Annotated in this window: 12 protein-coding genes; 8 read left to right on the top strand and 4 right to left on the bottom strand. The window is 42.0% G+C overall.

Going from position 1 to position 15,629, the window contains the following annotated elements; translation table 11 throughout:
- Positions 1-211: 211 nt before the first annotated feature.
- From pyrG to rplS, 3 genes are all read right to left on the bottom strand, one after another.
- Positions 212-1,831 (bottom strand): CTP synthase, encoded by a 1,620-nt coding sequence (gene pyrG, locus AAG747_RS11040; RefSeq protein ID WP_346821226.1) that lies wholly within the window; start codon positions 1,829-1,831, stop codon positions 212-214.
- A 343-nt stretch (positions 1,832-2,174) separates the two neighbouring features.
- Positions 2,175-2,924, bottom strand: a complete 750-nt coding sequence (locus tag AAG747_RS11035; protein WP_346821225.1) for a UDP-2,3-diacylglucosamine diphosphatase — start codon at positions 2,922-2,924, stop codon at positions 2,175-2,177.
- 381 nt (positions 2,925-3,305) lie between these two features.
- Positions 3,306-3,659 carry a 50S ribosomal protein L19 gene (gene rplS, locus AAG747_RS11030; RefSeq protein WP_346821224.1) on the bottom strand — a complete coding sequence of 118 codons (354 nt, stop codon included), beginning with the start codon at positions 3,657-3,659 and terminating at the stop codon, positions 3,306-3,308.
- 403 nt (positions 3,660-4,062) lie between these two features.
- Here rplS and AAG747_RS11025 point away from each other — a divergent pair, with 403 nt between their 5' ends.
- The 6 genes from AAG747_RS11025 (at position 4,063) to proB (ending at position 11,163) form a co-directional block, all read left to right on the top strand.
- Positions 4,063-5,601, top strand: coding sequence for a lysozyme family protein (locus tag AAG747_RS11025; RefSeq protein ID WP_346821223.1), 1,539 nt, complete (start codon positions 4,063-4,065; stop codon positions 5,599-5,601).
- A gap of 338 nt (positions 5,602-5,939) precedes the next feature.
- On the top strand, positions 5,940-6,680 hold the full coding sequence (locus AAG747_RS11020) for a hypothetical protein (RefSeq protein ID WP_346821222.1): 741 nt from the start codon (positions 5,940-5,942) through the stop codon (positions 6,678-6,680).
- Positions 6,681-7,090: 410 nt separating this feature from the next.
- Positions 7,091-7,738, top strand: a complete 648-nt coding sequence (locus AAG747_RS11015; protein ID WP_346821221.1) for a hypothetical protein — start codon at positions 7,091-7,093, stop codon at positions 7,736-7,738.
- Positions 7,639-8,796, top strand: a complete 1,158-nt coding sequence (locus AAG747_RS11010; protein WP_346821220.1) for a hypothetical protein — start codon at positions 7,639-7,641, stop codon at positions 8,794-8,796. The genes AAG747_RS11015 and AAG747_RS11010 overlap by 100 nt, the downstream gene beginning before the upstream one ends.
- A 331-nt stretch (positions 8,797-9,127) precedes the next feature.
- Complete coding sequence (locus tag AAG747_RS11005; RefSeq protein ID WP_346821219.1) at positions 9,128-10,060, top strand: homoserine kinase; 933 nt, start codon at positions 9,128-9,130, stop codon at positions 10,058-10,060.
- A gap of 5 nt (positions 10,061-10,065) precedes the next feature.
- Positions 10,066-11,163, top strand: a complete 1,098-nt coding sequence (proB, locus tag AAG747_RS11000) for a glutamate 5-kinase (RefSeq protein ID WP_346821218.1) — start codon at positions 10,066-10,068, stop codon at positions 11,161-11,163.
- Between the two features lie 108 nt (positions 11,164-11,271).
- Here proB and AAG747_RS10995 read toward each other — a convergent pair whose 3' ends face one another.
- Complete coding sequence (locus AAG747_RS10995; RefSeq protein WP_346821217.1) at positions 11,272-12,498, bottom strand: chorismate-binding protein; 1,227 nt, start codon at positions 12,496-12,498, stop codon at positions 11,272-11,274.
- 386 nt (positions 12,499-12,884) lie between these two features.
- Here AAG747_RS10995 and AAG747_RS10990 point away from each other — a divergent pair, with 386 nt between their 5' ends.
- Together AAG747_RS10990 and AAG747_RS10985 are read left to right on the top strand one after the other, a co-directional pair.
- Positions 12,885-14,213 (top strand): MFS transporter, encoded by a 1,329-nt coding sequence (locus AAG747_RS10990; RefSeq protein WP_346821216.1) that lies wholly within the window; start codon positions 12,885-12,887, stop codon positions 14,211-14,213.
- 231 nt (positions 14,214-14,444) lie between these two features.
- Positions 14,445-15,560 (top strand): outer membrane beta-barrel protein, encoded by a 1,116-nt coding sequence (locus AAG747_RS10985; protein ID WP_346821215.1) that lies wholly within the window; start codon positions 14,445-14,447, stop codon positions 15,558-15,560.
- Positions 15,561-15,629 lie beyond the last annotated feature (69 nt).

The raw sequence follows: 15,629 nt of genomic DNA, 5'->3' as shown, positions 1-15,629 counted from the left end.
TTACTCACTTCCCGCATTGCGCTTAACCCTCAGAACTTGATTGCTCTTTCTCAATACTCCTTATATTATGCTTGAGGAAGAGGCAACTTGCACTGACAGCACCTTTTTAAAAGGCTCCTGTTTTTAGAAAGCAATTGCTCAACCATCAGTTTATTCCATCTAAAGAAGCAAATCTAACAGATTCAAGCTGTTAAAAGATGCTATCCGGTATTTAATTTTTTCCTTTCTTCTTCTCAATAGCTGCTCCCACAAAACTCACAAACAAGGGATGCGGATCTTCAACCGTACTTTTTAACTCGGGATGGAACTGGCTCCCTACAAAGAAAGGATGATCTTTCAACTCAACGACCTCAACCAAACCCGAATCAGGGTTGATACCGGAAGGCAGCATGCCAGCTTGTTCGTACTGCTCCAGGTAATTATTATTGAATTCGTAACGATGACGGTGCCGTTCTTTTATCTCCGGCTTATGGTAGATTTTCGCTGCCAGGGAGTTTTTCCGGATTTTACACGGATAAGCGCCCAATCGCATCGTACCTCCCATCATGGTAATATTTTTCTGATCGTCCATTAATGCGATCACCGGATGGGGTGTTTCTTGCGATACTTCCGCAGAAGCCGCTCCTTCCAATTTCAATACATTCCGGGCAAATTCTACCACCGCACATTGCATTCCCAAGCAAATGCCCAAAAACGGGATTTTGTTTTCCCTGGCATAGGTCACCGCATTGATTTTACCTTCGACTCCCCGCTCTCCGAATCCCGGTGCCACCAATACCGCATCCATGTTTTGCAGATGCTCTTCCACCTCTCCATCATCCAGGCTTTCGGCTTTGACCCAATGGATGTTCACCCGGCATTCATTCATTGCTCCGGCATGAATCAAGGCTTCTACAATAGATTTATAAGCATCCGGCAACTCTACATACTTTCCTACCAGACCAATATTGACTTCCCCGGTGGGGTTTTTCAATTTACCCAAAAAGTGTTTCCATGAGCTGATATCCGGCTCAGGTGTATTCGGCAGATCCAATTTAGACAATACAATTTCATCCAGCCTCTCTTTGCGCATCAACAAAGGCACATCGTAGATAGACTCGGCATCTCTTGATTCGATCACCGCTTTCAAATCCACATTACAAAACAAGGCTACCTTTCTGCGGATTTCCGGAGGAAGCGGGTGCTCGGTCCGGCATACTAAAATATCCGGCTGGATCCCTGATTCCAACAAGGTTTTCACAGAATGTTGGGTAGGCTTGGTTTTCAGCTCTTTTGCCGCTTTGAGATAGGGGACCAAAGTCAAATGAATGACTAATGAATTGTGTGGCCCGACATCCCAACGGGCTTGTCTTACCGCTTCAATAAAGGGCAAGGACTCAATATCTCCGACACAACCGCCAATTTCCGTAATCACAATATCGTACTCGCCAGTTTCGGCCAGTGAGTAGATATTCCGTTTAATTTCATCGGTAATATGGGGAATTACCTGAACCGTTTTCCCTAAATACTCCCCTTTCCGCTCTTTGGAAATCACATTGTGATAGATCCTTCCAGTGGTCACATTATTAGCCTGGGAAGTGGAAATATTCAAAAACCGTTCGTAATGTCCCAAATCCAAATCTGTTTCGGCCCCGTCATCGGTCACATAGCACTCACCGTGCTCGTAGGGATTCATTGTTCCCGGATCGATGTTAATATAGGGGTCGAACTTTTGAATGGTAACTTTGTATCCTCTTGCTTGTAATAATTTACCTAACGAAGAAGATATAATTCCTTTTCCTAAGGATGAAGTAACTCCACCTGTAACAAAAATATACTTTGCAGACGCCATTCCTCTCTGATTAATATTTGCTGCAAAAATACGTTAAATCCGATATTATTCAATTTGCCTTTCCAGGAACTTCTCCCATTCTCCCTTAAAATCTTCCTTCTAATGCTTATAGAGCTGTTTTTTACCCTGCATTTTTTTTATCGAACAGGGTAATTTACCCGTTTTTTCAAGAAAATTTTAAAAAATCCGGATAGAATTATTTTCGCGAAAAGACTATCAAGTGTGGCGATTGTAAGGTTTGTCTAATGAAGGAAGGAAAGCACCCATGAGAAAGTTTCCGCTTCGGGCTTTTACGGATGAATAAAAACCACTTTGTTAGCGAAAACTTTTCAGGTCGTAGGAACTAATCAAATTTTAACAATTGCATTTCTTCTCCGTCAAAGGTGGCATAACTGTAAGTTGAAAGCCACTCTCCCGTATTCACATATTTGCTTCGCCCCAACACATCCATGACAAAGTTCAAATGCCGGTGACCAAAAATATAGTAATCGTGATGCTCTTTTTCTTCCAGTTCTTTGGCAAATTGATAAATCCACTCCTCTTCCCCCATAAATTGCGGAGTTCCTTTTTTCTTGCTTTGCCGCGACCACCTATCTGCGATGGTAATCCCCAGGCTGGGATGAATCAAACCAAAAAGCCAAATACAGAGTTTGTTCCGGAAGATTTTCTTCAAAATTTTATAAAAGCCGTCTCCGGGGCCCAGGCCATCACCGTGCCCTACATACATTTTAGTACCGTTGACATGCATCACCAAAGGCTCGCGATAAATAGCAATCCCTAACTCCTTAGTGAAATAATCGAAAAGCCACATATCGTGGTTACCAATAAAGAAGGAAACGGGAATTCCGGCATCGGTCAACTCTGCCAATTTGCCTTGAAAGCGGATGAAACCTTTCGGAATAACAGTTTTATACTCAAACCAAAAATCAAAAATGTCCCCAATCAAAAAAATATGCTGCGCATCTTCTTTGGCCTGATCCAGCCAACGTACAATTTTCCGTTCGCGCTTTACGCTTTCTTCATGGGTGGGGATTCCCAGGTGAAAGTCAGAGGCAAAATATAACTTTTTCCCTTTCTCCAACTGAATTTCCATAAGGACAGTGCTTTGATTTAGGAACAACAGAGATAATTATGAATCTTTCTATACAAACCGGGTACTTTCGTATATGTTAACGATAATTTGTTCGTAGTGTTGACAAAGCCTTTCCCGGCTTCATTTTGTTTATTAACCACCACAAAATACGTATCGTTACCCAACCCAAGCTTGTCCAACAAGGCTTTAAAAACCGATATTACTTATTTTTTTGAGGATTACAAAAAGCCCCTGGCACAGAGTGCTGCATTTAAGGTAAATTTCCTTTTATGAGGAGGTCAATCTACAGAAAACACAAAAGCCAACAAACTTACATTTGTTGGCCAGAGACTTAATTTCTTATAATCGATGCGTGCCTCAAAAAAGCGGCTAAGCGCTAAACTAGAATCTTTTCTCTTTAATTTTGGCAGCTTTACCAGATCTTCCTCTCAGGTAGAACAATCTGGCTCTTCTTACTTTACCTCTACGGATTACCTCTATCTTCGCGATATTTGGCGAGATTAAGGGAAAGATTCGCTCTACACCTACTCCGTTAGAAATTTTTCTCACGGTAAACGTCTCTCCGTTCCCACCGTTTCTTCGTTGGATTACCGTTCCTTGGAATTGCTGAATACGCTCTTTATTACCTTCCTTGATCTTTACGTGTACATTCACCGTATCGCCTGCAGAAAAGTCCGGACGTGAAGCTTTCACCTCTTCAGACTCTTTTTCTACAAATTTTAATAAATCGCTCATTATCTTGTGTATTTTTATGCCTCTTAAAATTAGGACTGCAAATATAGGAATTAATCTATAATTTGCTAACTATTAGAAGTTTTTAATTGCTTCATCTTTCATTTTTTTACTGCAAAAGAAGGAAACAGGAAATAAAGAAAAGCGGAAAAACAAAAATCAAACCTGGCTTTTCCAATAAAATCTTTATTTAATACGAAACACACGTACCTATTTATTAACTTATCCATGCTCCTAGTACTTCCTTCCTCAAAACCCACAACGGCTTCGTTAAAAGCATTAAAAATAACAAATTATTGGTATAAATAAGCTTATTAATAACTACATTTGAAACCCTGAAATCAAGTGGGATCCTTTTGCAAAGGGTAGAATTTGAGAAACAGGTATTAAACCAAATCATTGAATTATGGGAATACAAGTAGAAAAAACCGGGAGTGGTAACCGGTATAAGGTATATATTGACAAAAATACCACGGAAATCGTTGCTACGGTTTATCCTTCCGGGCAACCGGGTCATGCCCAGGCCAAATCCGCCCGTTTGAATATCACTGCACCGGATTTACAATTCGACCTGGAGACATTGCGCTTTCAGGGAGAGAATTTTTTAACAATCGCAGAGAGTGATCAGTTACCGGAAAGCGCACTCGTCTTCAAAAATCCTTCTCCCCCGGCATGTTATTACGGTACGGAGGATGGGAAAGCTATCCCGGTCAACTTTAGTGCAACCTTGCGCTATACGGGAGAGCAAGGCATTGGCAACTCGGACCTGAAAGACGTACGTTTAAAAGCCAAAGTCACTTTGGGAGGAGAAAGTGTGGCAACATTGCTTTACAATAAAAAAGGAAAGAGCGAGCTGAAGGGAGAAACCGGACTGAAGCTTAAAGAAGTAAAAGACAAGAAAGGGTATTTCGAAACCCAGGGCTGTTTCCATTTGGACCATCCGGCCATGCCTGCCGCTTGGGTTACTCCTCAAGATAATCAAGACCGTCACGGCTTTCATATCGAGCTTAGCCTTTCCAAGGACGAAGGCGAAACCTGGCTGGAAGAAGAGTTGATCAGTGTCAAAAAAGAGGCTTTGACACGTTGGTATGTGACTTATAGGCAACCGATACGATTAGTTAATTATTTATATGAAGTTAGCTTGCAAATGGGTTCTCTGGATGAACGTTATTTGTATTATAGTTGTAGGCAGTCCCATGGACTTCCAAAACGAAAGGATATTGTTCAAAAAATATGGGAAAAGTTCTGTATTCCATATATTGACCAAGAACCCTCTGTCTCTTTGAATACGCAAAAAGAATATCCATTAGGTAATCTACTTCAAAGCGATTTTGGGATGGGACAAGAAAATCAATTAAGTTATTATCATTATGAAGAGAATATGCAAGTAGCTTCTAGTGTAGAAGAATTGCTTGATACAAATAGAGGAGATTGCTTTGCCTTTAGTGAGTTGCTAAATCTTTGTTTTCAAGCTGAAGGGATAGACTCTATAGGGTATAAAGTGGATTTTAAAAAAGGAAAATTGGGAGAAAACATTTCAGGTGTATTGATTAAAGGTTGGAAATTTACTAGTAATGGAACGAGTGATGACCCTGAGTACCCCTTTGTTAGCATATTTAGGCAAGGAGTAAAACTAGATTCATTATTTTATGACCATCAAGGAAATTACAAATTTGATGATAAATTAAGTGTGGAGGCCAACCGGGATTGTGAGGGTAAAGATCACTTGAAAGGCCATAATAATCCTTGTGCTCCAGGTAATTTCTCAATGCATCGATTTGTGAAATGTGGTGGTAGGTTGTATGATCCTTCTTATGGAAAGGTGTTTTCCAATTTTGAAGCTTGGGAAAAGGCTGCTGTTGCTGGATATTATAGGGCTTGGAGGGATGAAAAGTATACACCTGGAGAGATTAGAACATATTGGGAAGTACAGAAAAAGAAATAACAGCAAAAAATAATACAATGAAAATACAGGTTTTGACCATATTGTTTTGTGGTTGGGTGACTTTAGGCTTTTGTGAGGGAAGAAGTGATACATTGAAGTATGTATTGATTGAAGGGGAGAAATTGTATGTGAAGGAGACTTCAATTTTTGAAGGTAGAAGGCCTATAAAGCGTTATTTGTTCCATGAAAATAAAGAGTTAGCCACAGATACTCTATATAGTTCTCTATTGAGTAGAAATTGGACTGTGTATAATGATTTCCTTTATGAGTATTGTGTAACACCTTTTAGAAGTGGTTCATATTCTTTCTTACCTGAATATATTGTAAGTTTATTTCAAATGAATATCCTAAATCCTTTAAGTCGTTTGGAACGACCTAAAGGAAAGAATCGCTGTAGTATCTGTAATCCTTTAAACTTTTATAGATATTATTTTGCTGATTGGAAAGAATTTTGGCAGCATAAAGAGTATAAGGGGAAAATGGAGCGTTTAGGAACACCCATTCCCCGCAAAGAAGCACGGGCAAAGCAAAAACTAATAATGGAACAGGTGAATGCTGATGCTTTCTTTAAAGACGGTACTTTATATTCTATGATCTGGGACCCCCAAGGTTTCTATTTATGGAGGAGTGACAGCATCTTTGTTAAGAATGAGAAATCGTGGAAAGAGATCAAAGCCATTACCATCCGAAAGTTGGACTGGGACTATCCTCCCATTGCCGAATCTCCTTTTAAAGATCAGGGCACTTTGTACCGCACACTCAAAGACCCGGAAATGCTGAAAGGGAATTTCAAGGTCTTTTCTCAGAAAGGAGAAATCTATTTTTTGAATCGTATTTCCGGAAAGCTGTACTGGTTGGCGGCCAAGAAAGTCTACGAACTAGGCGAAGTGGATATGGCGGCCTACCCGGAGTTAAATGAGCGAAAACTCTTTATTGAGAACCGGGATACGGGAGAGCTTGTCTTTTTAGCTCCGGTGTGTTGGAAGAAGCGTTTATTCAAATCCGTCCCCCGGCCGAAGGTGAGCGTGATGAGCAAGGAGGAAATAGCGGAGAAGTATCCTATGTTGGTGGGGGAGTGAGTAGCGAATCCTTGAAGGTTAGAATATTTATCGTTCAAATGAAAGTTCAAGTAGCAAGTCTATTGTTTTGTGGTCTGGTGTTACAGGGAATTTGTGAGGGGAGGAATGACAGTTTAGAATATGTATTGATTGAAGGAGGTTTTTTGTATCACAGGCAACAATTTTCTCCTGAAAAAATTATACTTCACAAGTCTTCATTGGATACAAAAGTAGAAGCAGATACTAAGTACAGTTTTCGGTCTTGTAAAAACTGGAATACACATGATGGTATGCTTTATGAATATTCAATTAGGTATACTCCAATAATGTCTTTTTATCAATATAGACCGGATGTTGTTATTAGTTTATTTCAAATAGATACCGAATCCCGTAAAAGAAAGCTTACGGATAGTTTTTGTAGCCCCTTGAATATGTACATACGTTTTTTTAACATTGAATGGAAAGGGTATTACAAGAATGGTAACCGGTTGGAAGGGAGAATACCTCGTAAAGAAGCCATACAAAAGGATAGTGTAATGATGAGCCGGTTGGAGGCAGATATTTTCTTTAAAGACTCTGCGCTGTATTCTCTGATTAGTGATCCGCAAGGCTTGTATTTATGGAGAAGTGATAGCTTATTGGTTACAAGGATGGATGAATGGAAGGGTGTTAAAGCTTACACCATCAAAAAGTTAGATTGGGATTACCCACCCATAGCCCGGTCTCCTTTTAAAGATCAGGGCACTTTGTACCGTACCTTGAAAGATCCGGAAATGCTGAAAGGGAATTTCAAGGTCTTTTCCCAGGAAGGAGAAATCTATTTTTTGAATCGTATTTCCGGAAAGCTGTACTGGTTGGCGGCCAAGAAAGTCTACGAACTAGGCGAAGTGGATATGGCGGCCTACCCGGAGTTAAATGAGCGAAAACTCTTTATTGAGAACCGGGATACGGGAGAGCTTGTCTTTTTAGCTCCGGTGTGTTGGAAGAAGCGTTTATTCAAATCCGTCCCCCGGCCGAAGGTGAGCGTGATGAGCAAGGAGGAAATAGCGGAGAAGTATCCTATGTTGGTGGGGGAGTGAGCAACGAATCCTTGAAGGTTAGAATATTTATCGTTCAAATGAAAGTTCAAGTAGTAAGTCTATTGTTTTGTGGTCTGGTGTTACAGGGAATTTGTGAGGGGAGGAATGACAGTTTAGAATATGTATTGATTGAAGGAGGTTTTTTGTATCACAGGCAACAATTTTCTCCTGAAAAAATTATACTTCACAAGTCTTCATTGGATACAAAAGTAGAAGCAGATACTAAGTACAGTTTTCAGTCTTGTAAAAACTGGAATGCACATGATGGTATTCTTCATGAATATTCAATTGATGATACTCCAACAATGTTTATTTATCAATATAGACCGGATGTTGTTATTAGTTTATTTCAATTAGATACCGAATTTCGTACAAGAAAATATACCAATAGTTTTTGTAGCCCCTTGAATATGTACAAACAGTATTTTAATATTGAATGGAAAGGGTATTACAAGAATGGTAACCGGTTGGAAGGGAGAATACCTCGTGAAGAAGCCATACAAAAGGACCGTGTAATGATGAGCCGGTTGGAGGCAGATATTTTCTTTAAAGACTCTGCGCTGTATTCTCTGATTGGTGATCCGCAAGGCTTGTATTTATGGAGAAGTGATAGCTTATTGGTTACAAGGATGGATGAATGGAAGGGTGTCAAAGCTTACACCATCAAAAAGTTAGATTGGGATTACCCACCCATAACCCGGTCTCCTTTTAAAGATCAGGGCACTTTGTACCGCACACTCAAAGATCCGGAAATGCTGAAAGGGAATTTCAAGGTCTTTTCCCAGGAAGGAGAAATCTATTTCTTGAATCGTATCTCCGGGAAATTGTACTGGCTGGCGACCAAGAAAGTCTACGAACTGGGCGAAGTGGATATGGCGGCCTACCCGGAGTTAAACGAGCGAAAAGTCTTTATTGAGAACCGGGATGCGGGAGAGCTTATTTTTCTGTCTCCGGTGCGTTGGAAGAAGCGTTTATTCAAATCCGTCCCCCTGCCGAAGGTGAGCGTGATGAGCAAGGAGGAAATAGCGGAGAAGTATCCTATGTTGGCGGGGGAGTGAGGACTATCAATGATTGAGGGACTAGAGGGACATTCAACCGGAATTTCTGATTTCAATTTATTTCGCTAACTTTGCCGGACTTCTAAAACAACCTAACATAACTCTCCTTAGCCAACCCTCAGCACTACAAATCTCATTTCTTTCTCAAAGAGAAGTTTTACTTTTACATCAAGGCAGTAAGGATTGCCTGACATGCACCTTTGAGGAAGAGTAAATCCGGTGACTCTAAAAAATTACTAACCTGACCTACAATAGGAAAAAAGAGGCCCAAACATAGGCTACAACCTTACAAAGGCTGTTTTTCAATCTCAATAAAAAAATTATTTAAATCATGAGTGAAAGTATCAGGGTATTTGCTTCGGCGACTGTCGCCAACGTAGCTTGCGGTTTTGACATATTGGGCTTTGCAGTCAACGCCCCGGGTGATGAGGTCATTCTCAAAAAGAAAAACACCCCGGGAGTCACGATCTCCCAAATTACCGGAGACGGAGGCAGATTGTCCCTGAACAGCCAAGAAAACACCGTGGGAGTGGCAGTACTTCAATACCTGAACAAGATCGGTTCGGACCAAGGCATTGACATTACCCTCCACAAAAAAATGCCCTTCGGTAGTGGGTTAGGTTCCAGTGCTGCCAGTGCGGTAGCGGGTGCTTTTGCCATCAATGAACTTCTTGGCGGGTCGCTTTCCACAGAAGAACTTCTCCCATTTGCCATTGAAGGAGAACGCATCGCTTGTGGTAGTGCTCATGCCGACAATGTTGCCCCTTCCTTGTTTGGTGGCTTTGTTTTGATCCGCAGTTATCAACCTTTGGATGTTGTCAGAATCAATACCCCTCCGGAATTGTATTGTGCCATTATTCATCCGCAAATCGAAGTCCCTACCAAGGAGGCCCGGAACATTCTGAAAAAGAACATTCGCATGGAAGATGCCATTACCCAATGGGGAAATGTAGCGGGCTTAATTGCCGGCTTAATGCAGTCTGACTATGCTCTGATCGGCCGTTCCTTGCAAGATGTCATTGTGGAGCCGGTACGTTCGATTTTGATTCCCGGATTTGAAAAGGTGAAACAAGCCTCTCTGCAAACAGGGGCTTTGGGTTGTGGAATCTCCGGGTCTGGCCCTTCTATTTTTTCACTATGCCGCGGACAAGAAACCGCTGTGCAAGTCGGAAAAGCAAAACAACAAATTTTCGAACAACTGGGTATCGGTTGTGAAGTGTATACCTCTCAAATAAACCAACAAGGACCTGTAATTTTGGAGTAATTTCTATGAAGAAAACATATCAACGGATTGCCGTTAAAATTGGCTCCAACGTATTAACTACTGCCGAGGGTTTACCCAATACGGACTTAATGGCGCAACTGGTACAGCAAGTTTCCCAACTCATCCACCGGCACAAAGTAGAGGTTATTTTAATTTCATCGGGGGCTGTGGCTGCAGGCAGGAGCCTGATTCAACTGAATACGAAAGAGAACACTGTTACACAACGTCAATTACTGGCATCCATCGGACAGGTAAAACTCATTCAGGTTTATGGAGAACTATTCAAAAAACACCGGCAGACTTGTTCTCAAATTTTGGTAACCAAAGAGGACTTCCGGGACCGGCAACATTATCTCAACATGCAAAATTGCTTTCAGGGCTTGTTGAAATATGGCATTATCCCTATTGTCAATGAAAATGATGTAGTATCCGTCACTGAACTGATGTTTACGGACAACGATGAACTCGCAGGCCTGGTAGCTTCTATGATGGACGTTGACGCTTTGTTTATTTTGACCAATGTCAACGGTTTGTACAACGGTCATCCTGAGGAAGAACATACCGAACTGATCCGCCTGGTAGACAAACAAAAGATCAACCTCAACGAAATCATTTCCACTAAAAAATCGGGGTTTGGCCGGGGAGGCATGCTGACCAAATGTAAAAATGCCCAAAAGATTGCCGACTTGGGAATTGCCGTCCATATCGCAAACGGACATCAGGAAAATGTACTGATCGACTTGTATCAAAAAGCTACTTCTGCGGAAGAACTTCCGGGTACCTTGTTTTTACCTCATCCCAAGCGCCCGTCCAGCATCAAAAAATGGGTAGCGCATTCCGAAGGTTATGCCAAAGCCTCATTGATAGTGAACGAAGGGGCTAAACAGGCTTTACTTTCCGACAAAGTGACCAGTTTACTTCCGGTGGGCTTGACCGAAGTACAAGGAAGTTTTCAGAAGGGAGATATTGTAAAAATCAAAGATGCGGAAGGTAGCGATATCGGTATTGGAATGACCAAATACAATGATACGGTCACCCGTGAACGCATCGGGCAACAAGGGCACCATCCGGTCATTCATTATGATCATATCTTTTTGTATTAAGAAAAAAATCACCGGATGGCTTTTGGGAGAATCACTTTCTGTGAAAGAAATAAACCCAACCGTCATCCGGTGACTTGGCTACATATGATTCGCTAAGAGCGGTAGCTTTTATAAGAATTTTCCCATAATGTTCATCTTCAATTCCGTTTCCTTCCATTCTTTGGCCGGATCGGAATCGAAGGTTATTCCCGCTCCGGCATACAACAGTGCTTCGCCTTCCAGCAACTGCATACAACGAAGATTCACAAAAATCCGGGTATTATTTTCGATATTCACCGGGCCTAAAAAACCGCTGTATAAACTGCGTTCGTATTTTTCATGCGCTACGATAAACTTCAAAGCCTCGGGCTTAGGCATTCCACACACCGCTGAGGTAGGGTGCAAAAGCTCCAACATGACACTCCCCAACTGAGGAAAATTCACGTCCTTCATGTTCACCGTATAATCCGATTTCAAGTGCACTAAATGCCCGGCTTCCACTGTACGAGGGCCGACTTCATCGTACTCACGCAAGCGGATTTTTTTGAAACAAGAGATGATATAACGGCAAACCAAGGCCTGTTCTTCGATTTCCTTTTGCTTCCAGGAAACATCCGAAAGGCTGGGAAACAAGTCCCGGGATTGCGTACCGGCCAAAGATACCGTCCGAAATATCTCTTCATTTTCCACACTAATCAACAACTCGGGAGTCGCCCCCACCCAAGTGCCGTACTCAGGTACGGAGATTGCAGAGACAAATGCCCTGGGATACGCCTCGGCAATCTGCCAATAAGTTTGTAACAAATTGAACCCCGGCTTCAATTTCACCGTTTTCATCCGTGACAAAACCACCTTGTGAAAATGCTTTTCACAAATTTGCCTTACCCCTTCCTCTACCATGGACTCAAAACACTCCTTGTCAACACCCTCACAACTTTTGTTCGTTGAAAAATAAGGCACCTCTTCAGACGTATTTTGTTGAATATGCTCTTCTAATAATTGGTAAAACCGCTGAGCATTGGCATAGGCCTTCGTACCAAAACGTTCGGCATCAAAATTTTCCTGAAAAGAACCTTCGGAGGTTTTGTAATGTAGGCCCGCTTGAATAAAAAAGTTAGGGCAACTTTCGTTGAGAAAAGGTCCTACCAGAAAGCCCTTGGGCAAGACTTCCACCTCGGGGCGCTCGATGGTTTCTCCTCCGGTAAAATCTACTATCAGATGTTTTTCAGACTGATGAGGCAACTGCCAGCAAGCTACCGGCAAGTTTGCCCGGATCGCAGTGGTCCACAAATAAGCAATCGCTTCGTGTACCTCCATTGCCTCCAGTGCGGATATTGTGCTAATTGGTGCTGTCAATTTGGTTTGGATTTAAGGTTTATGTACTCCACCTTCCACAAGCGTTTTTTTTTAATTACAACTAGTTCTTAAAAAAATCATACAATCCTATGACGATAGGTATAACTTTTTGTTGATGCCCATGGATTTTCAGCATTAAATCCGTAAAGCTACCTTCCAAAAGGCCAATTGAAAAATTTTTTTTTAATTAAAACCCAAAACTTTGTCAGGAGATGAGAATTGGATAATTTACAGGGGTAGATTAATTAACTCAAATTGCGGCATGGTTTTCCGGAAAGGATAGTAGAACGGAAAGAAGAGAGGAGGCAAAGGAACCCGAACAAGCCCTACTGACAGAGATTTTTTCTCTCTGCCGAAAAGGCCATCCCGCTGATAACTATTAACCGATGACTGAAAAATTATTACCGAAAAACCATCCGAAGCTTGTCAACGCCTGGTGCTCTTATGACTGGGCCAACTCGGTTTATAACCTCATTATCACTTCCACCATTTTTCCCGTTTACTATGGCGCCAGTACAGAGGCCATCTTCGGTGATGATGGGATTATACCTTTTTTTGGTTGGGAAGTGAAAAATACCGTCATTTATTCCTATGCCATTTCCTTTTCTTTCATGGTCATCGTATTTCTCTCCCCCATTCTTTCGGGCATTGCCGATTACAGCGGAAAGAAAAAACGATTTATGAAATTCTTCACTTACCTGGGCAGTCTCTCCTGTATGTCTTTGTATTTTTTTACCGGTGAAAATGTGGAATACGGCCTGCTCTGTTCAGTGTTAGCCAGTATCGGCTATGCGGGTTCGCTGGTTTTTTACAATGCCTTCCTACCGGAAATCAGTACACAAGATCAAATGGACCGCATCAGTGCCCGGGGCTTTTCGATGGGCTATATCGGAAGTGTGGTGTTACTGTTGGTCAACCTGGTGATGATCACACAATTCGAGACCTTCGGCTTTGCAGATAAAACTGCCGCTACCAAAATCTCCTTTTTGATGGTGGGGGTCTGGTGGATGGGCTTCGCCCAAATTGGTTTCTACTTTTTGAAAGACAAACCCACCGGCCACAAGGTCAGTTCGGAAGTCTTTGGCAAAGGCTTTAAAGAATTGAAGAAAGTCTTTGGGCAAATCCAATCCAAACAAGCCATGATCCGTTTTTTGCTAGCCTTTTTCCTTTACAGCATGGGCGTGCAAACGGTTATGTTACTGGCTCCTTTGTTTGGCCAGTCCGAAGTAGGCATGGAAGGCGATAGTTTGATCCTGACGGTACTTATTTTACAGCTGGTCGCCATTGTAGGAGCCATCTTATTTGCCAAAATATCCGATAAGAAGGGCAACAAATTTTCCATCAGCATCACTTTGGTTATTTGGATTCTGGTTTGTTTGCTCGGCTCCATGCTTACCAGTGAAACACATTTCTATATATTAGCCGGATTTCTCGGTTTAGTCATGGGTGGGGTACAGTCGATGTCACGTTCTACCTATTCCAAGATGATCCCCAACGATCACCCTGATACGGCATCTTTCTTTAGCTTTTATGATATTACCGAGAAGTTAGCCATTGTGATCGGAACATTAACCTTTGGCTTTGTAGACCAACTCACCAATATGCGCAACAGTCTGGTGGCCATGAGTGCTTTTTTTATTTTGGGGCTGATCTTGTTAACCCGGGCAAAACTTCCAAAAGGCAAAGAAGAAGAAGTAGAACAAGTGGTCAGCTAGAGGGTCGCGACCCATTACACACTCGGATGACGGATTTCTTTTCCAGAGAGGAGCTAAACAGCCGGAAGAATATCACCCGGCTTTCAGCTCCTCTTTTCCTACCAATATCCAGTACTCCTCAATACATAGCCATTCATGGCGTATTGAAAAGTACACCATTATCTTGGTAAGAACCGAAGGCACGGCTCTCCGTTCTGATTTTTTTAACATTTTGAGAAGCGACAAAACCCCATGAAATTCACCTTTACCCTATTCTGTTTACTAAGCAATTTGATGTTTTCTTTATCTCTCTTTGCTCAGGACTCCCAAGAAAAGAATAAAAAACTCACCTTGTCCGGCTATGTGGATGTATATTATAGTGACTTTTCCGACTCATTAGGAGCCAATGAATTCCAGTTGTATTCCACGGTGTCTCCCCGGAGCAAACGCTTTGGCTTAAATGCTGCCCAAATCACCGCAAACTATGAGGAGAAAAACATCCGGGGAACTGTCACCTTGCACTATGGAGATATTGCGCAGGCCACTTGGTCATCGGAATTTCCCGTCATACAAGAGGCCAATGCAGGTGTACGCTTGGGAAAAGGTTGGTGGGTTGACGGAGGCTTTTTTACCACCCATATCGGTACGGAAAGCTTTTTACCCAAAAACAACTTCACCAGTTCCACCACCATCGCCACGTACAACGAACCCTTTTTCCAAAGTGGGGCTCGCCTTTCCTATGAAGGTTCCGAAAAGATTGCTTTTCAATTTCATGTAGTGAGTGGCTATAACTTCTTTTTAGATAAAAATAATGCAAAGTCCGTTGGAGTATTGTTTTCCTACTCTCCTACTTCCAAGTTTACCCTTAGCTACTCCAATTTGCTAGGCAGGGAATCGGAAGACGGCATCAAGCCCAAACAGTTCCGCGTGTATCAAAACCTGTATTTCCAATACCAACCTACAGAGGCTTTTACCTGGCTTACCGGGGCAGATATGGGAATTCAAAGTCATTCCGGTTTAGATCATCCGGAAGAAGAGGCCGTAATGTACAATGTATTGACCACTCTCAATTATAAATTCAGCCCTGTATATGGAATTACCCTGCGGGGTGAAATCTTCAGCGACCCGGATGGATTTATCAGTGGAACCCTGAGCGATAAAAATGGAAATGAAAGAGGCTTTGAAGCCTATGGCATTACATTCAGTAATGAATACAAACCTTCCGAAAGCAGCTTTCTGCGCTTGGAAGGACGGTACATCAAGGCCAAAGATGCCCTGGAAGTTTTTTACCAAGACGGCCCGCAATCACACCGCTTCGAATGGATGGTCACTTTAGGGTTGTATTTAGACAAAAGTTTCTCCTTTTAGCAAGAACCAAAGGTTTTCACCATAAATGCCATTCCACATACTTTATAAAGCGAAGTAGTGGAATGGCAG

The organism is Rapidithrix thailandica, assembly GCF_039710355.1.
GTDB lineage: Bacteria > Bacteroidota > Bacteroidia > Cytophagales > Flammeovirgaceae > Rapidithrix > Rapidithrix thailandica.
This window is presented reverse-complemented; position numbering and strand designations above follow the sequence as displayed.